Source organism: Streptomyces sp. NPDC107517, from assembly GCF_055582645.1.
The window spans coordinates 824538-841448 of record NZ_JBVJPM010000002.1; the positions used below are offsets into that span (position 1 = coordinate 824538).

At 72.2% G+C, this 16911-nt stretch carries 16 protein-coding genes; 8 read left to right on the top strand and 8 right to left on the bottom strand.

Features of this window, described 5'->3' with window-relative positions; translation table 11 throughout:
• Nucleotides 1-88: 88 nt before the first annotated feature.
• The 4 genes from ACZ67T_RS07500 to ACZ67T_RS07515 all read right to left on the bottom strand — a co-directional run bounded on the left by ACZ67T_RS07500 (nt 89) and on the right by ACZ67T_RS07515 (nt 2922).
• The gene (locus tag ACZ67T_RS07500; RefSeq protein ID WP_469982162.1) at nt 89-883 is read right to left on the bottom strand and encodes an SURF1 family cytochrome oxidase biogenesis protein; all 795 of its coding nucleotides are present in this window, start codon (nt 881-883) and stop codon (nt 89-91) included.
• 55 nt (nt 884-938) lie between these two features.
• Complete coding sequence (locus ACZ67T_RS07505; RefSeq protein ID WP_100592621.1) at nt 939-1172, bottom strand: hypothetical protein; 234 nt, start codon at nt 1170-1172, stop codon at nt 939-941.
• Nucleotides 1173-1235: 63 nt separating this feature from the next.
• Nucleotides 1236-2231 carry a DEDDh family exonuclease gene (locus tag ACZ67T_RS07510; protein WP_469982164.1) on the bottom strand — a complete coding sequence of 332 codons (996 nt, stop codon included), beginning with the start codon at nt 2229-2231 and terminating at the stop codon, nt 1236-1238.
• Between the two features lie 61 nt (nt 2232-2292).
• Nucleotides 2293-2922: a TetR/AcrR family transcriptional regulator gene (locus ACZ67T_RS07515; RefSeq protein ID WP_469982166.1), complete on the bottom strand. Its 630-nt coding sequence runs from the start codon at nt 2920-2922 to the stop codon at nt 2293-2295.
• Nucleotides 2923-3005: 83 nt separating this feature from the next.
• Between ACZ67T_RS07515 and ACZ67T_RS07520 the strand changes: the two genes are divergently transcribed.
• From ACZ67T_RS07520 to ACZ67T_RS07555, 8 genes are all read left to right on the top strand, one after another.
• A complete protein-coding gene (locus tag ACZ67T_RS07520) occupies nt 3006-3803 on the top strand; it encodes an acetoacetate decarboxylase family protein (RefSeq protein WP_469982168.1) in 798 nt (265 codons plus the stop codon).
• Nucleotides 3803-4687: an SDR family NAD(P)-dependent oxidoreductase gene (locus tag ACZ67T_RS07525; RefSeq protein ID WP_469982170.1), complete on the top strand. Its 885-nt coding sequence runs from the start codon at nt 3803-3805 to the stop codon at nt 4685-4687. The genes ACZ67T_RS07520 and ACZ67T_RS07525 overlap by 1 nt, the downstream gene beginning before the upstream one ends.
• Nucleotides 4688-4697: 10 nt before the next feature.
• A complete protein-coding gene (locus ACZ67T_RS07530) occupies nt 4698-5981 on the top strand; it encodes an amidohydrolase family protein (protein ID WP_469982171.1) in 1284 nt (427 codons plus the stop codon).
• On the top strand, nt 5978-7204 hold the full coding sequence (locus ACZ67T_RS07535; RefSeq protein ID WP_469982173.1) for an amidohydrolase family protein: 1227 nt from the start codon (nt 5978-5980) through the stop codon (nt 7202-7204). Before ACZ67T_RS07530 ends, ACZ67T_RS07535 begins: the two co-directional genes overlap by 4 nt.
• Nucleotides 7205-7225: 21 nt before the next feature.
• Nucleotides 7226-7948, top strand: coding sequence for a VIT1/CCC1 transporter family protein (locus tag ACZ67T_RS07540; protein ID WP_469982174.1), 723 nt, complete (start codon nt 7226-7228; stop codon nt 7946-7948).
• Nucleotides 7949-8072: 124 nt separating this feature from the next.
• Nucleotides 8073-8975: a sterol desaturase family protein gene (locus ACZ67T_RS07545; RefSeq protein ID WP_469982175.1), complete on the top strand. Its 903-nt coding sequence runs from the start codon at nt 8073-8075 to the stop codon at nt 8973-8975.
• Nucleotides 8972-9697 (top strand): lysoplasmalogenase, encoded by a 726-nt coding sequence (locus tag ACZ67T_RS07550; protein WP_469982177.1) that lies wholly within the window; start codon nt 8972-8974, stop codon nt 9695-9697. Before ACZ67T_RS07545 ends, ACZ67T_RS07550 begins: the two co-directional genes overlap by 4 nt.
• 57 nt (nt 9698-9754) lie before the next feature.
• Nucleotides 9755-10798 (top strand): zinc-dependent alcohol dehydrogenase family protein, encoded by a 1044-nt coding sequence (locus ACZ67T_RS07555; protein ID WP_469982178.1) that lies wholly within the window; start codon nt 9755-9757, stop codon nt 10796-10798.
• A gap of 18 nt (nt 10799-10816) precedes the next feature.
• Here the strand turns inward: ACZ67T_RS07555 and ACZ67T_RS07560 are convergent, their stop codons facing one another.
• From ACZ67T_RS07560 to ACZ67T_RS07575, 4 genes are all read right to left on the bottom strand, one after another.
• Nucleotides 10817-11839: a CopD family protein gene (locus tag ACZ67T_RS07560; RefSeq protein ID WP_469982180.1), complete on the bottom strand. Its 1023-nt coding sequence runs from the start codon at nt 11837-11839 to the stop codon at nt 10817-10819.
• Nucleotides 11840-11932: 93 nt separating this feature from the next.
• Nucleotides 11933-13339, bottom strand: coding sequence for a CoA transferase (locus ACZ67T_RS07565; RefSeq protein ID WP_469982182.1), 1407 nt, complete (start codon nt 13337-13339; stop codon nt 11933-11935).
• A gap of 87 nt (nt 13340-13426) precedes the next feature.
• Nucleotides 13427-14974, bottom strand: coding sequence for a S8 family peptidase (locus ACZ67T_RS07570; RefSeq protein WP_469982183.1), 1548 nt, complete (start codon nt 14972-14974; stop codon nt 13427-13429).
• Between the two features lie 104 nt (nt 14975-15078).
• Entirely contained in the window at nt 15079-16620 is a 1542-nt protein-coding gene (locus tag ACZ67T_RS07575) for a S8 family serine peptidase (RefSeq protein ID WP_469982184.1), read from the bottom strand.
• Nucleotides 16621-16911: the final 291 nt, after the last annotated feature.

Sequence of the window (16911 nt, forward strand, 5' to 3'; positions counted from 1 at the left end):
TGAGGCGGGTTCCCGGCGGACGGGGCCGCCAATCCCACCGGGGGCCGGGCGGGTGAGGGCGAATGTGCGTACGGCGGCGGGCCCGGGTCTACACGGTGGCGGGCTCGGGGCCCGCCGGGGTCTCTTCCGCCGTCGCCGCCTCGGCGCGGTCGCGGCGCTCGCGCCGGACGAGGACGACGAAGCCGACGGGCACGGCCGCGGCGAACAGCCACCACTGGACCGCGTACGCCATGTGCGGGCCGATGTCGCTGTGGTTGGGCGTGGGAATCAGCTGAGGGGTGTTGCCCTTCGGCTCGGGCGACGTCTGCTCGATGAAGCCGCCGAGGACCTGCTTGCCGAGCGCCTTGGCCTGCTGGCCGCTGCTGATCAGCATGATCTGACGGTCCGGCAGGCCCTTGATGTCCTTGATGCCGCTCGCGGCGGTCGTCTCGTCGGCCATGAGGCGGCCCGTGACGGTGATCTCGCCGCGCGCGGGCGCCGGGATCTTCGGGAACGCGGTCTGCGCGCCGTCGGCCGGGATCCAGCCACGGTTGACCAGGAGCACCTTGCCGTCGTCGAGGACGAACGGGGTCAGGACATGGAAGCCGACCTCGTCGTCGGTGTTCGTACGGCGCCGCACGACGACCTCGTGCGCGGTGTCGAACGTCCCCTTCGCCAAGACCCTGCGGTGGATCTCGGCCTTGGGAACGGGCTTCCCGGGGGAGGTGAGCTGCTCGGCGGGCAGCGGCTTCGCGGCGAGCGCGGCACCGATCTGGTCGTTCTGCGCGACGCGGTGCTCGTGACGGTGCAGCTGCCAGAAGCCCAGCTCGATCATCGTGGGGATGAGGAGAAGGGTGATGAGGGTGAGGATCACCCACTGCCGGGACAACAGGAAGCGGTACACCCCACGACCGTACAACTCGGTCGTGGGGCGACATCACGGGGGTGTGCCCGAGGGGTCAGACCTTGTCGACGATCCCCACCTTCCCCTCCGCGCGGGAGCAGTGCGCCCCGCAGTACCAGTGCCCGTCGACCTCTACTCCCTGCCCGACGATGCGGCACCGGCAGTGCTCGCAGATCGGTGCCATGCGGTGGATGGCGCAGGAGAAACAGTCGAAGACGTGCACCGCGCCCTGCGCGTGCACCTCGAAGGACATTCCGTAGTCGTTTCCGCAGACCTCACAACGTGCCATGCGCCACAGGGTGGGCGTCGCGGTCGCGCGGGGCGAGCGGCGGGCGGGCGAGTCGCCGCGCAATCACCCGTCTGACGCCGGGGCCACGTCCCGCAGGAGCTGGCCGAAGGCCGCCTCGTCGATGACCGGTGTCCCGTACTGCTTCGCCTTGACGGCCTTCGACGTGTACGAGTCGGGGTCGTTCGTGACGAGGACGCTGGTGAGTCGGGACAGGCTCGTCGCGATGTGCAGTCCGGCCTCGACGGCGCGGTCCTCAAGGAGTTCGCGGTCCACCGAGGTGTCTCCGGAGAACGCCACCCGCATGCCCTGCTTGAGCCGTTTGCCCGGTTCGTACCGTCCGGGGTTCGGGTACGGGCACGGCTGGCGCTTGCGCGAGGGGCGCCACGTCCCGCCGCCCCCGTACGAGGGTGACGACGGGGCCGAGCCCTGGCGGCCGATCCGTGCCGCGCCGTCCGTCCACTCCGTGAGCGGCCTGCACTCGAGCAGGGGTAGGCGCACCCCGCCGCTCGCGGCGGCCCGCAGGCTCGGCCGGAACGCCTCGGCGAGCACGCGCGCGTCGTCGAGCGCGTGGTGCGCGTTGCGCTGGACGACGCCGAAGTGCGCGGCGAGGGACTCCAGCTTGTGGTTGGGCAGGGGGAGGCCGAGCTCCTTGGACAGCGCGATGGTGCACAGGCGCTGGCGGACGGGGGCGGTGCGCTCCGCGCGGGCGTACTCACGGGCGATCATCGACCAGTCGAAGACCGCGTTGTGGGCGACGAGCACGCGGCCGTCGAGCCGGGTCGCGAACTCCTCGGCGATGTCCTTGAAGAGGGGCGCGCCTTCGAGCACGTCGCTCGTCAGGCCGTGGATCCAGACGGGGCCCGGGTCGCGCTCGGGGTTGACCAGCGTGTACCAGTGGTCCTCGACCTCGCCCCGCGCGTCGAGCCGGTAGACGGCTGCGGAGATTATCCGGTCGTCCCGGGAAAGGCCGGTGGTCTCCACGTCGACGACCGCGTATCCCTGCGGATACGCGGCCGGCCACGGAGCGGCGGACGCGGCGGTCGTCTGGTCTTCGAGCATGGTCCATGAGGATACGGGCCACGACTGACACCTCTGTCGCCCGGCCCTGCGGCTGCGTCCGTTATGTCCGTAACAGGCCTGACACCAGAGCCCTGACGGAGACGTCGAACACCTTCTCCGGGTCGGCCGGAAGGCCGAGCGCGCGGGCCAGGGCGGCGTCGCCCTCCGCCGTCCGTGCGCCCCACAGCTCCTCCTCACCGGGCCGCTGCACGGGCGCGCGCTCGCGTTGACGCTCCACCAGGACATGGCCGACGACATGGAACTGCACCGCCCGTACGACCCCGGCGGCGCGGGTCCCGCGCAGGCCCGCGGCGTGCACCTCGCGCACGAGGACCTGTTGCGCGGGCAGGAACATTCTTTCGGTCAGGCCGCGTTCGTGGACCATCGCGACGAGGTGGGGATGGTCGCGCAGCTGCCGGCGCAGGGCGCGGGCGACGGAGACGACGCGCGCCTCGGGTGTGGCGCCGCGGGGGCGGATCTCGCCGAGGTCGGCGACGGTGCGCTCGACGAGGGCTTCGAGCAGCGACTCGCGGTTGCCGACGTGCCAGTAGATGGAGGTGACGGCGGTGCCGAGTTCGGCGGCGAGCTTGCGCATCGTCAGGGACTGCGGGCCCTGCTGTTTCACCAGCTTCGAGGCGGCGGCGAGGACCTGTTCCCGGTCGAGATGCGTGCGCGTGTCTTTACCCTTCACGGAAGCTGTTGTAACTGTGTTACAGAGCATCCGCAAGTGCACGCCCGTCCACGCAAGTCCGCGCCGACGAAGGGTGGTACGACATGGCACGCGTTCGATACGGAGCACGCACGGAGGCGGAGATCTCCGCCGCGCGCACCGCGAGCTCGAAGCTCCCCGACATCTGGTCCACGGGGGTGGTGGCCGTCTGGGAGAGCGACCCGGACGCGGTCGCAGCGGTACTTCCGCCCCCGCTCAAGCCCACCGAACGCCCGCTGGTGCGGGCCAACATCAGCAAGGTCGACCTGCCCGGCTATCCCCTGGGCGCCGGCTCGGTCGCCGTCGCCGCCGAGCACGGCGGCGTCGAGGGCTGGTATCCGCTCGTCATGCCGATGACGCACGAGCGCGCCCTGATCGGCGGCCGTGAGGTCTTCGGCGAACCCAAGAAGCTCGGCGAGGTGAGCGTCGAGCGCGACGGCCTCGTGGTGCGCGCCTCACTCGCCCGGCACGGCATCGCCTTCGTGGAGGTGCGCGGCGCGGTGAGCGGCGGCCTGCCCCTGCCGGAGCCGGCGCTCAAGACGGACTTCTACTTCAAATTCCTCCCCGCGGTGGACGGTTCGGGCTTCGACATGGAGCCGGTGCTCGTGCACTGCCAGCGCAACGAGAAGGTCCGCAAGCTGGAGCGGATCACCGGGGACGTGGTCCTGCGGGAGTCGATGTACGACCCGGTCGCCGACCTTCCGGTGCGCGCCGTCGTCGAGATCACGATCGGCGAGAAGACGACCGACCAGAAGGGCAGGGTCGTCGAACGCGTCAGCGCGCAGGCCCTGCTGCCGTACATCCACCAGCGGTACGACGACCCGCAGCAGATCCTCGACGGGCCGCCCGAGGGGAGCGTCTGATGCGGCTGGAGGCGGGACAGGTCGCCGTCGTCACGGGCGCGGCGAGCGGCATCGGCCTTGCCATGGCACGGCGGTTCGCGGCGGACGGCCTGAAGGTCGTGCTCGCGGACGTCGAGGAGTCCGCCCTGGGGAAGGCCGCCGCCGGCCTGCGCGAGGACGGTGCCACCGTGCACGCGCGCGTGGTCGACGTCGGAGACCGCGGCCAGGTCTTCGCCCTCGCGGACGCGGCGTACGAGAGGTTCGGCGCCGTCCATGTCCTGTGCAACAACGCGGGCGTCGGCTCGGGTGCCGAGGGCCGCATGTGGCAGCACGAACCGAACGACTGGAAGTGGGCCTTCGAGGTCAACGTGTGGGGCGTCTTCCACGGCATCCAGGCCTTCGTGCCGCGCATGATCGAGGGCGGCGCGCCCGGCCACGTCGTCAACACGTCCTCCGGCGACGGCGGCATCGCCCCGCTGCCCACCGCCTCCGTGTACGCGGTCACCAAGGCGGCCGTCGTGACGATGACCGAGTCCCTGTACGCGCACCTGAAGGCGGAGCACGCGCGCGTGGGCGCCTCCGTGCTCTTCCCCGGACCCCACATGCTGCGCACCGGGCTGTGGGAGTCGCACCGCAACCGGCCCGAGCGGTACGCCAAGGAGAGGCCGCGCAGGACCCCGTACCGCAGCCTCGGCCAGTGGGAGTCCGCGATGAAGGAAGCGGGCCAGGAAGTGGAGTTCACGCCGGTCGAGGAGGTCGCGGACTTCGTCGCCGAGGGCATCGCGGCCGGCCGCTTCTGGCTGCTGCCCGAGAGCGAGCACAGCGACCGGCAGATCAAGGCCAGGTCCGCCTCGATGCTGGAGCGCGCGAACCCGGCGTACCTGGAGAGCTTCATTCTGGACTGAAGGGCATGTGATGACCGACCAGGATCCCTACCTGATCATCTCCTCCGACTGCCACGCCGGGCTGCCCACCGAGGAGTACCGGCCCTATCTGGACAGCCGTTTCCACCGCGCCTTCGACGAGTTCCTCGGCGAGCGGGGCGCCCGCCGCGAGGAGGCGACGCGGCTCGGCATCCGCAACGACGCGTTCGCCGCCAAATGGTTCGCCGACAACTCGGAAGGCCTGCGCGGCGGTTGGGACTCCGCGCAGCGTCTCAAGGAGCTGGACGGCGACGGGGTGGCCGCCGAGGTCGTCTTCCCCGACGCGGACGCCGTGGACAGCCAGACTGCCGCGCCCTTCGGCGTGGGGCTCGGGCTCTCCGGTGACCAGGACCCGGAGCTCGGCATGGCGGGCGCCCAGGCGCACAACCGCTGGCTCGCCGACTTCGTGTCCGAACACCCCGAACGGCACTGCGGGGTCGCCCTGCTGCCCATCACCGGCGAGGTCGACCGCGTCGTCGCCGAGGTCCACCGCGCCAAGGAGTCCGGGCTCGGCGCGCTGATGATCCCCTCCATGTGGGTCGACAAGGCGCCCTACCACGACCGGCGTTACGACCCCGTGTGGGCCGCGGCCGCCGAGTGCGCGATGCCCGTGGTCACGCACTCCGGGGCGGCGCCCCGCCACGAGTACGGCGACCACCTCGGGATCTATGTCTCCGAAGTGACGTGGTGGCCGGCGCGACCACTGTGGTTCATGCTCTGGTCGGGCGTCTTCGAGCGCCACCCGGGCCTGAAGTTCGGCGTCGCGGAGTCGGGCTGCTGGTGGCTGCCCAACCTCCTGTGGTTCATGGACCGCCTCTACCTGGGCGCGCACGGCGGCAAGAAGCTCTCGCCGTTCGCCGAGCTCAAGCGCTCCCCGCACGAGTACCTGGACCGTCAGGTGTTCATCTGCGCCACCAACACCAAGCGCCGCGAACTAGCCCAGCGCTACGAGATCGGCGTCGACAACATCCTCTGGGGCAGCGACTTCCCGCACCCCGAGGGCACCTGGCCCGACACGCGCACGTGGCTGAGGAAGACCTTCCACGACATCCCGGTGGCGGAGACCCGGCGCATGCTGGGCCTCGCCGCCGCCGAGGTCTTCGGCTTCGACACCGGGAAGCTGGCCCCGCTGGCCGCCCGCATCGGCCCGACCCCCGCCGAGCTCGGCCAGGACGCCGACCAGTCGGCCGTCGAGGCCTCCTGGGCGCGCTCGCGTGAGGTGGGCCGCCACTGGCTGACCGACCACGACTTCCCCACCCTGGGGGTGACCTCATGAGCGAGCGCTACACCGTGATCTCCGCGGACTGCCACGCGGGAGCCGATCTCCTCGACTACCGGCCCTACTTGGAGTCCCGCCACCACGACGCGTTCGACGCGTGGGCGGCGAGCTACGTCAATCCGTACGCCGATCTGCTCGCGGACACCGCCGACCGCAACTGGAACTCGGACCGGCGCATCGCCGAGCTCGAACAGGACGGGATCGTCGCGGAGGTCGTCTTCCCGAACACGATCCCGCCGTTCTTCCCGTCCGCGTCCCTGATGGCCCCGGCCCCGACCCGCGAGGAGTTCACGCGGCGCTGGGCGGGGCTGCGCGCCCACAACCGCTGGCTCGCCGACTTCTGCGCCGCCGCCCCGGGGCGCAGGGCGGGCGTCTTCCAGATCCTGCTCAACGACGTCGACGAGGCCGTCAAGGAGATCAGGTGGGCGGCTGCCGCCGGGCTCAGGGGCGGCCTGCTGCTGCCCGGCACCCCGCCGGGCTCGGGCCTTCCCGAGCTGTACTCGGCCGCGTACGACCCGATCTGGGCCACCTGCGCCGAGCTCGGTGTGCCGGTCAACCACCACGCGGGCTCGGCGTCCCCGCCGCTCGGCGACGAACCGGCGGCGCGCGCCGTGTTCATGGTGGAGACGACGTGGTTCTCGCACCGGGCCCTGTGGCACCTGGTGTTCGGCGGCGCGTTCCGCCGCCATCCCGGCCTGAAGCTGGTCCTCACCGAACAGGGCTCGGGCTGGATCCCCGGGGTCCTGGACATGCTGGACTACTACCACGGGCGACTCGTGGCGGCGGCGACGCGGGCGAACACGGCGGAGTCCAAGTTCGGTGCGGGGCTCGCCGACTCCATGGGCAAGGGGCCGTCCGAGGTATGGCGGGAGAACTGCTACGTGGGGGCCAGCTTCATGCGCCCGCACGAGGTGCCGCTGCGCGACCGCATCGGCCTCGACAAGATCATGTGGGGCAGTGACTACCCGCACGACGAGGGCACGTACCCGTACACGCGTGAAGGGCTGCGGATCGCGTACGCGGGGCTGCCGCGCGAGGAAATCGCCGCGATGGTCGGCGGCAACACGGCCCGTGTCTACGGCTTCGACCTCGCTCTGCTCGACCCGATCGCCGCCCGCGTCGGACCGACCGTCCAGGAACTGGGCGAACCCCTCGACGAGGCGCCGAAGGACGCGACAAGTCCCGTGTTCGCCCGGGGAGGGTCGGTCCGGATCTGGTGACCCAGGTGCGATGCTCGTCGGGTGACTGACGATGTGCAGGACGCACCGCACGAGGAGTCCCACGGTGGCGCGCTCGGAGCGCGGCTCAACTGGCTGCGCGCCGCCGTGCTCGGCGCCAACGACGGCGTGGTGTCCACCGCCGGGCTCGTCGTCGGCGTGGCCGGCGCCACGCAGGAGCGCGCCACGCTCCTGACGGCGGGCCTGGCCGGGCTCCTCGCCGGCTCCATGTCGATGGCCGTGGGGGAGTACGTCTCCGTGTCCACGCAGCGCGACTCGGAGAAGGCGGCGCTCGCCCAGGAGAAGCGGGAGCTGCGCGAGTACCCCGAGGCCGAACTCATCGAGCTGACCGGGCTGCTGGAGGAGCGTGGGCTCACCTCCGAAGTGGCGCGGGAGGCCGCCGAGCAGCTCACCTCGCGCGACGCGCTGCGGGCGCACGCGAGCGTGGAGCTCGGTATCGACCCCGACGACCTCACCAACCCGTGGCACGCGGCCTGGGCGAGCTTCCTCGCCTTCACCGTGGGCGCGCTGCTCCCGCTGCTCGCGATCGTCCTGCCGCCGAGCGCCTGGCGGCTGCCCGTCACCGTGGTCTCCGTGCTCGCGGCGCTCGCCCTCACCGGCTGGAGCAGTGCCCGGATGGGCTCGGCGGCGGTGCGGCCCGCGGTGTGGCGGAACATGGCGGGCGGGGCGCTCGCGATGGCCGTGACGTACGGGGCGGGGTCGCTCCTGGGGGCGGCCGGGGTCTGAGCCAGCGATCGGGAACCGGCGGAGATCAATGGGGGAAGGCGCCAACAACGAGCGTCTTACCTCAGGTAATACTTGTCGGTAACACCGTCTAGCCGTGGCCCGTCCGTGGCTCTACGGTGCAGGCATGTCGCCGAACCTGCCCGATGTCGTGCTCTGGTCGATCCCGGCCTTCGTGCTGCTCACCGTCGTCGAGATCGTGAGTGTGCGCATCCATCCCGATGACGACGCCGCAGGCTACGAGACCAAGGACGCCGCGACGAGTATCGGCATGGGGCTCGGCAGCCTGTTCTTCGACTTCCTGTGGAAGATCCCGATCGTCGCGATCTACACGGCGGTCTACGAGCTGACGCCGCTGCGCGTGCCGGTCCTGTGGTGGACGATCCCGCTGATGCTCCTCGCGCAGGACTTCTTCTACTACTGGTCGCACCGCGGGCACCACGTCATCCGCATCCTGTGGGCGTGCCACGTCGTGCACCACTCCAGCCGCAAGTTCAACCTGTCGACCGCGCTGCGCCAGCCGTGGACGAGCCTGACCTCGTGGCCGTTCTACCTGCCGCTCATCGTGTGCGGCGTACACCCGGCCGCGCTCGCGTTCTGCTCGTCGGTGAACCTCGTCTACCAGTTCTGGATCCACACCGAGCGCATCGACAGGCTGCCCCGCGCCTTCGAGTTCGTCCTCAACACCCCCTCGCACCACCGCGTCCACCACGCCTCCCAGGGCGGCTACCTGGACCGCAACTTCGGCGGCATCCTCATCGTCTGGGACCGCCTGTTCAGGTCGTTCGTGTCCGAGGCCGAGCGTCCGGTGTTCGGCCTGACCAAGAACATCAGCACGTACAACCCGCTGCGGGTCGCCACGCACGAGTACGTGGCCATCGCCAGGGACCTGAGGGCGGCCGGCAGCTGGCGCGAGCGGGGCGGCAGGGTGTTCGGCGGGCCGGGGTGGCAGCCGAAGGACGCACCGGCGCCGGCCCCCGCCCCCACCGCGGGCCAGGCCGCCGAGACGGCAGCCGAGGGTGCCGCATGACGCCGGCTCCGGCCCCGGCGCCCGGGGACGTGCCCGCACCCGCTCGTGAACGCGCGGCCCGCCTCCTGCTCGCCGCCTTCGCGGTGGCGACCGCCGTCGACCTGATCGCCCTGCTCGCCGGGGCCGACCTCGTACACACCGTCGCCAAACCGCTCCTCATGCCGCTGCTCGCCGCGTCCGTCGTCGTGCGCGGCGGCCCGCGGCTCCTGACTGCCGCGCTGCTGTTCGGATGGGGCGGCGACCTGCTGCTGCTCTTCGACGCCGATGTCGCGTTCCTCGCGGGCATGGGGTCCTTCGCCGCCGGACACGTCTGCTACCTCGTGCTCTTCAAGCGCGCGGGCAGGCCACGCGCGCGTGGCGGGCTGCTCGCCGCCGCGTACGGCATCGCGCTCGTGACGACCGTGGCGCTCCTGTGGCCCGACCTGCCGGCCGACATGCGCGGGCCCGTCACCGGTTACAGCCTGCTCCTGACGGCCATGGCGTACGGCTCCTCGCGCATGGGCCGCACGGCGGGGTGGGGCGGCGCGCTGTTCCTGCTGTCGGACACGCTCATCGCGACGGGCATCGCCGACTGGCCGCAGCTCCCGCGGCCCGGCTTCTGGGTGATGCTCACCTACGTGGCCGCCCAGTACCTGCTGGCGCGCGGCGTGCTCGGACACCCCCTCGATGCGCGGGCGACACCGGTGGCGGCGTACCGTGAAAGGCGCACGACCACTTCCTGAGGCGCCCCGCACGCGATCCGTCAGCGGCGCCTTGACCGGCACGAAGGACCCCCACTCATGCGCGCCACCACCATCCACGCCCCGTTCGACATGCGCGTGGAGGACGTGCCGGAACCCGTCGTCCAGCTCCCCACCGACGCCGTCGTCAGGGTCCTGCGGGCCTGCATCTGCGGCAGCGACCTGTGGGCGTACCGCGGCGAGGCGGCCCGCCGGCCCGGCCAGCGCATCGGACACGAGTTCCTCGGCATCGTCGAGGGGACCGGCTCCGAGGTGACCGGCGTCCGGCGCGGCGACCTGGTCGTCGCCCCCTTCATGTGGTCGGACGGGGTCTGCGACTACTGCACCGAGGGCCTCACCACCTCCTGCGAGCACGGCGGCTTCTGGGGCGCGGTCGGTTACGACGGCGGCCAGGGCGAGGCGGTCCGCGTCCCGTACGCGGACGGCACCCTCGTGCAGCTGCCCGCCGACGCCGCCTCGGACGACCACCTCCTGTCCGCGCTGCTCACGCTCTCCGACGTCATGGGCACCGGCCACCACGCCGCGCTCGGCGCCGGTGCGCGCGCGGGTGCCACGGTCGCCGTCGTCGGTGACGGCGCCGTCGGCCTGTGCGCCGTCCTCGCCGCCAAGCGGCTCGGCGCCGAGCGGATCATCGCGCTCGGCCGCCACCAGGTCCGTACCGACATCGCGCGCCGCTTCGGCGCCACCGACGTCGTCGCCGAGCGCGGCGACGCGGCGATCGAGGCCGTCCGTGAGCTGACCCGCGGTCAGGGCGCCCACGCCGTGATCGAGGCCGTCGGCACCGAGCAGTCCATGAGCACGGCCGTGAACATCACCCGCGACGGCGGCGCCATCGGCTTCGTCGGCGTGCCGCACGGCAGCGGCACCGGTCTCGACCTCAGCGTCATGTTCGACCGGAACATCGCCCTGCGCGGCGGTGTCGCGCCCGTGCGGACGTACATCCCGCAGCTGCTGCCCGACATTCTCGACGGCAAGATCGACCCGTCGCCCGTCTTCGACCTGACCGTCGGCCTCGAAGGTGTCCCGGACGGCTACAAGGCGATGGACCAGCGCACCGCCCTCAAGGTGCTCGTCACCAACTGACGCCCCGCGCGCGGGGGTTCACGACCAGCGGATCGGGAGCGGCAGCGCGGTCAGGACGGCCGACACCGCGACCACCACGCCCAGGACCGCCACCTCCGCGCGCGCGGGCGCGTACGCGGCCTCCAGGCCGCCGCGGCGCTGCCGCCCGCGCGCGACCAGGGCGAGCACGGAGACGACGGCCACGAGGATCACCTTCGCGAGCAGGCTGCGCCCGTACGCCGTCGTCACCAGCTGATCGAGGACCGTGCTCGCCGGCATCCGCCGCAGCGTGCTGCACACGCCCGTGGCGGTGATGGCGGCGAGCAGGACGGCCGCCACGCGCGCGTAGAGCCCCAGCAGCGCGGCCCCCGCCTCAGGAGCCGTCGTGCGCCAGCGGCGCAGCGTCCGCAGGACGTGCAGCAGGCCGCCCGCCCACAGCGCGGCACACGTCAGATGGACGAGGGTCAGGGCCGAGCCCAGGTACGCCGTGTGCTCGGCCGGCGGGTGGGCGCGCAGCGCCTCGCCCACGACGACGGCGGCCAGCGGCGCGAGTGCGGTCGCCGGGCGGCGTGAGCGGGCGCACAGGGCCGCTGCCACGAAGGCGTTGACCTCGAGGAGGGCGAGGGTGCCGTCCCTGGTCCCGTAGAGCCCGGCGATGTCCAGGTCGGAGAGCGCCCGCGGCACGAGGTTGCCGTTCGCCACGATCGACGCGAGTCCCAGCGCGGCCAGGAACCCCGCCCAGGACGCGTACGCCGACCAGCTGCGCGGTCCGTCCCCGGGCGGCGCCCCGGGCACCCGCCGGGTCAGCCGGGCCGCGAACACCTCGCCCAGCTGCACACAGAGGGCGGCGAACAGGAGCGTTCGAAGGAGCGCCACACAGGTGACCCCGGGCGCCGCCGCCTCACCCGTGCCGTCGAGGACGGCGGAGGGCCCGAGCAGGGGGATCACCGAGGCGGCGGCCACGAGGACGAGCACGGCGACCGCCCGCCCGGTGGCGGGCCGTCGGGCGTGTGGGGCGGTGTCGTCCCCGGCGCGGGCGGGCTCCTCGGTGGTCGGTCGCATGGAACTCACCTGAAGATCTTCACCAGCTGTGACAGAGCCGGGCAAGGCCGGGAAAACAACTGGCGCAGTGGCATTCCGCCTGCGTGGCCGGCTTCAGCCATGGCGCCACTCGGGCGAGTCGGTACCCCAGAGCCCGGACGGGCGCGCCCAGTTGACGGGTCCTCCGGCGAACCCGGCCGGCGGCAGCGCGTGACGCAGCCGCCCCGCGGGACTGTCGGTCTCCGTGAGCCAGCGCGCCGGGTCCTCGGCGTCGTACGTCTCCGTGGCCGCGGTGGTCCCGTGCCGGAGCTCCCGCGTCAGCCAGTGCGCGGTCCGGGCGAGCGCCAGTCGCAACGCGCGCGTGCCGCCCTCGTCCAGCTGCTCGGTGACGGCGCGCAGGACGGCCGCCGCGAGGAGATAGCCCGTGCCGTGGTCCAGGGCCTGCGCGGGCAGCGCCCCCGGCCGCTCCCCGGACCCCTCCACGGCCGCGATGCCCGTGGCCACCTGCACCACGCTGTCGAAGCCGCGCCGCTCGCCCCACGGCCCGTACGCGCCCCACGCGGACAGCTGCGCCACCACCAGCCCGGGCCTGCGCGAGGCCAGCGCCTCGGGGGCTAGGCCGAACCGGTCGAGCGCACCGGGCCGGTAGCCGGTCACGACGACGTCCGCGCCCGTGAGGAGGTCGTCGAAGGCGCGCCGGTCCGCCGCGCCCGTCAGATCGAGCCGCGTGGACCGCTTCCCGAACCCGGTGTCCGCGTGGGCCTCCGGATCCTCCGGCAGCTGCGGGGCGTCGACGCGCAGCACGTCCGCGCCGAACAATGCGAGGGTGCGGGTGGCGACGGGACCGCCGGTGACCCGCGTCAGGTCGAGGATGCGCAGCCCGGACGCGGGCAGCAGCGGGTCTCCCGTGAGCGGGGGCAGCGACCGGGGCGCCGCCTTGTCGAGCCGCTCCCGGTCGAGCAGCGGCCGCCCGGCGACCGCCTCCCCTTGGGGGTGCGCGGCCCACTCCTCCATGGTCCGCAGGGCGACGGCCAGGCCACCGGCGGCATACACGGTCTCCTCGACCTCGGCGGCCGACCGCTCCGCGAGCAGCGCGGCGACCCGCTCCACGGACGTGTCGTCGCCGAGCCCGAGGGCGGCCAGCAGACGTGCGCGATGGTGCGGATAGTTGGCGTGGGTGCGCAGCCATCCGTCCGCCGTGCGCCAGAACCGGGACAGCGGCGCGAAGTTGACCGTCGCGCGACCGTCGATCAGCAGATGCCGCTCACTGACGAACGCGGTGGCCAGTGCCCCGTCGTCGAGGACCACGCGCGGCAGCGGCCGTCCGGCGCGCCGGACGGCCAGCTCGGCCGCGGCCAGCGAGCACGCGCCCACGCACGCGCGCGCCAGGTCGATCACGGGCAGCCGCGCGGGCAGTGACCCGTCGCGTACGGCGGACGTGATGCGCGAGGTCAGGGCCGGGTCGCCGCCGAGAGCCGCCCAGGCCGTCCGCGTTCCCTCACCCACCGGTGCATGTGTCATGCAGGCACTATCGCGCACGGCGCGAGGAACGAAACAGGTGGGCCGGACGCAGCCGCCCGGCCCACCTGAACTGCATTGCCTGTGCGGCTACTTGGTCACCGCGTCCAGGGCGTCGGCGATGCCGTGCCCGTAGAAGCCGTTCTTGTTCTTGCCGCCCTCGCACACCGCGTCGACCTTGCCGTCGCCGTCGATGTCGTACGGGTCGGTGCACGGCGTGGCGTCGGCCTGCGCGTACAGGAGCGCCTTCACGGCCGCCGCGGAGGCGTGCGGGTGCGTCGACTTGATCAGCGCGGCGACACCGGCGACGTGCGGGGACGCCATCGACGTACCGGCCATGTAGCCCCACTTGCCGCCGGGCAGCGGGCCGAGGATCAGGCCGCTCGTGGCGGGCGGCGCCGGCGTCTGGTACGCCGTCGAGTCGCCGCCGGGGGCCGCGATGTCGATGATGCCCTGACCGTAGTTGGAGAACGACGACTTGAGGCCCTTGGCCCCGGTCGCCGCGGTCGTGACGACGCCCGGCAGCTGCGTCGGGATGTCGAAGCACTTGGACGGGTCGACGACCCGGTCGCCCGGCGTCGTGTCGTTCGGGCTCGACGGGTCGGCGATCTCGTCGGACGCCAGGTCGTAGCTCTCGTTGCCCGCCGCCGCGACGTTCACGGCGCCCTTCTTCTCCGCGTACTGCGAGGCCCGCGCGACGGCCTTCACCAGGGCCTTCTGGTCCGGGTCGTCGGTGCAGTTGAAGTACCACGGGTCGGTGTAATAGCTGTTGTTGGTGACGTCCACGCCGTGCTCGGCCGCGAACACGAAGCCGCACACCACGGCCTCCGTGTAGAAGAAGCCGTCCGGGTTGCCCACCTTGATGCCCGAGACCTTCACGCCGGGCGCGACACCCGTGATGCCGAGGCCGTTCTTGGCGCCCGCGATCTCACCCGCGACATGCGTGCCGTGCGGGCTCTCCGAGGCGCTGGGGCGCCACGAGCCGTCTGTCGTGTCCGGCTTGCCCGACACGCAGTTCGCGGACGCGCCGCGGTCGAAGTTCGGCGCGATGTCCGGGTGGGTGTCGTCGACGCCGGTGTCGATCACGGCGACGGTGACCTTGCTGCTGCCGAGCGACTTCTCGTGCGCCTTGTCCGCCTTGATGGCGGGCAGGTCCCACTGCAACGGCTCCAGCGGGTCCTGTCCGGCGGCTGCCTGACCGGCCGTGGCGGCCAGCTGGGCGGCGGTCAGCGCCTTCGGGGTGCCGAGGTCGGCCGTGGACTGGGCGGGCAGCGGAGCGGTGCGTGTGGCACCCGCCGAGTCGACCCCGCGGGCCTTGCGGATCGTCTTCGCGAAGTCCGGGTTCGAGGAGTGCGCGACGATGACACCGATCTTGTCGTACGCGACGACGACGGTGCCGCCGGCCTTGGCGATCTCCTTCTGGACGGCGCCCGAAGTGCCATGTCCCGAGCGCACGTTGACGACATAGCTGAGCGACGGGCCGTCCGTGGCGACCGGCGCCTGAGGGGCCTGTGCGGCCTGCTCTGCGGCCGACGCGGTGACGTTCGGCAGGAACGCGAGAGCCGTGGCCATGGCCATCCCGGCCGGGACGGCTATCGAACGGCGGATGGAGCGGGAGCGCGCGAGGGGCGCCGTCATGGTGTCTCCTGGGGTCGTTGCGTTCGGGATGCGTGGAGCGGCGGGCAGCCGTGGCCACCCCAAGTGCCGGTGATGCGTGGCTGCTCGACGGTTCGGGGTCCGCGTCACTTCTTGACGGCGTCGAGCGCGTCGACGATGCCGAAGCCGTAGAAGCCGTTGACGCGCTTCCCGCCCTCGCAGGTGGCGTCGACGACACCGTCGCCGTCCCCGTCGTACGGGTCCGACGGGCAGCCCGGGTTGTCGGCCTCGGCCTTGAGGAGCGCCTGGAGCTGGGCCGGAGTGGCCTTCGGGTGGGTCGACTTGAGCAGCGCGGCGACACCGGCGGCGTGCGGCGACGCCATCGACGTGCCCTGCAGGAAGCCGTACTGGCCGCCCGGCAGCGTCGAGAGGATGCGGCCGTTCTTCGACGGGGTGTCCGGGACCTGGAACTTGTCGCCGCCCGGCGCCGCGATGTCGATGACACCCTTGCCGTAGCTGGAGTAGTACGACTTGGCGCCCGTCGGGCCCGAAGCGCTGACGGTGACGACGCCCGGCAGCTGCGTCGGGATGTCGAAGCACTTGTGCGGGTCGATCGTGCGGTGGACCGGCGTCGAGTCGTCGGGGCTGGAGTCGTCGACGAGCGCGTCCGAGTCCAGGTCGTCGTTGGAGTTGCCGGCCGACGCCAGGTTGAGCGTGCCCTTCTTCTGGGCGTACTGCTGGGCCCGGTCGACCGCGTCGACGATGGCCTTCTGGTCCGGGTCGTCCATGCAGTTGTAGAGCCAAGGGTCCACGTAATAGCTGTTGTTGGTGACCTCGACGCCGTGGTCGGCGGCGAACACGAAGGCGCAGACCACGTTCTCCGGGTAGAACAGACCGTCGTCGGGGTCGCTGACCTTGATGCCCGCGACCTTCACGCCGGGAGCGACCCCGGCGACGCCTGTGCCGTTGCGGGCCGCGGCTATCTCACCGGCGACGTGCGTGCCGTGGTAGTCCTCGGCCGGGTCGTAGGGGCGCCAGGCGCCGGGCGAGCTGTCCGCCTTGCCGCCGACACAGTTCGCGGACTGCGACGCGGAGAAGTTGGGGGCGAGGTCCGGGTGTGTGTCGTCCACGCCGGTGTCGATGACGGCGACCGTGACGTCGCGGCTGCCCGGGTTGATCCTCGCGGCCCGGTCGGCGCCGATCGCCCGCAGGTCCCACTGGTCGGCCTCGAGCGGCTCGGTGCCCGAAGCGGCGTGCGCGGCAAGGGACGTGGCCTGCGCCTTCGACAGGACCTGGGCGCCGCCCTCGTCCGTGGTGCCGGCGGCGACCAGCGGGGACGTGCGCGTGGCGCCCGCCGACTGCACGCCCTTGACGGCACGGATCCGCTTGCCGAAGTCCGGGGCGGACGCGTGGACGACGATCACGCCGATCCGGTCGTACGAGGCGACGACGGTCCCGCCGGCCTCGGTGATCGCCCTCTTCACGGACGCGAGGGTGCGGTGGTCCGTCCTGGTGTTCACGACGTAGGCGAGGGCCCCGGCGTCGGCGGTGGCCGAACCGGCCGTGGCGGCACGGGAGTCGGCGGGTACGGCCGACGCGGCGCCGGGCAGGAAGCCGAGGGACGCGGTGAGGGCGAGGCCGAGCGGCAGGGTGAGCGCCAGCCGGCGTCTGGAGCGCAGATGAGCCATGGGATCTCCACATCATCCGTCGTATATGGAAAAGCCCGAACACAGTTGGTGCCCGGGCAGGTACATGACGCGTGGTGCTCGGGTGAACGTATCCCGGGTCCTCGCAGGCCAGCAATGAAATCCCAAAGAAAACGCATGACTGGGCAACGCGGTTGAACCGGTGCGCGCATGCCCCCGTGACGTTGAGCAGGGGGCATGCGCACGATCCCCGCCCCCTGTCGGATCACCTCGGGGGGCCCTACCATCGCCTCCCGGCCCAGGTGATCCAGATCACTGTGAGGTCTGAGAACC

Excerpts from the sequence above, each read along its gene's own strand:
- ACZ67T_RS07525 (WP_469982170.1), top strand. The coding sequence starts at position 3,803 with ATGCGGCTGGAGGCGGGACAGGTCGCCGTCGTCACGGGCGCGGCGAGC.
- ACZ67T_RS07530 (WP_469982171.1), top strand. The coding sequence starts at position 4,698 with ATGACCGACCAGGATCCCTACCTGATCATCTCCTCCGACTGCCACGCC.
- ACZ67T_RS07535 (WP_469982173.1), top strand. The coding sequence starts at position 5,978 with ATGAGCGAGCGCTACACCGTGATCTCCGCGGACTGCCACGCGGGAGCC.
- ACZ67T_RS07560 (WP_469982180.1), bottom strand. The coding sequence starts at position 11,839 with ATGCGACCGACCACCGAGGAGCCCGCCCGCGCCGGGGACGACACCGCC.
- ACZ67T_RS07565 (WP_469982182.1), bottom strand. The coding sequence starts at position 13,339 with ATGACACATGCACCGGTGGGTGAGGGAACGCGGACGGCCTGGGCGGCT.
- ACZ67T_RS07570 (WP_469982183.1), bottom strand. The coding sequence starts at position 14,974 with ATGACGGCGCCCCTCGCGCGCTCCCGCTCCATCCGCCGTTCGATAGCC.
- ACZ67T_RS07545 (WP_469982175.1), top strand. The coding sequence starts at position 8,073 with ATGTCGCCGAACCTGCCCGATGTCGTGCTCTGGTCGATCCCGGCCTTC.
- ACZ67T_RS07510 (WP_469982164.1), bottom strand. The coding sequence starts at position 2,231 with ATGCTCGAAGACCAGACGACCGCCGCGTCCGCCGCTCCGTGGCCGGCC.
- ACZ67T_RS07555 (WP_469982178.1), top strand. The coding sequence starts at position 9,755 with ATGCGCGCCACCACCATCCACGCCCCGTTCGACATGCGCGTGGAGGAC.
- ACZ67T_RS07505 (WP_100592621.1), bottom strand. The coding sequence starts at position 1,172 with ATGGCACGTTGTGAGGTCTGCGGAAACGACTACGGAATGTCCTTCGAG.
- ACZ67T_RS07550 (WP_469982177.1), top strand. The coding sequence starts at position 8,972 with ATGACGCCGGCTCCGGCCCCGGCGCCCGGGGACGTGCCCGCACCCGCT.
- ACZ67T_RS07575 (WP_469982184.1), bottom strand. The coding sequence starts at position 16,620 with ATGGCTCATCTGCGCTCCAGACGCCGGCTGGCGCTCACCCTGCCGCTC.
- ACZ67T_RS07520 (WP_469982168.1), top strand. The coding sequence starts at position 3,006 with ATGGCACGCGTTCGATACGGAGCACGCACGGAGGCGGAGATCTCCGCC.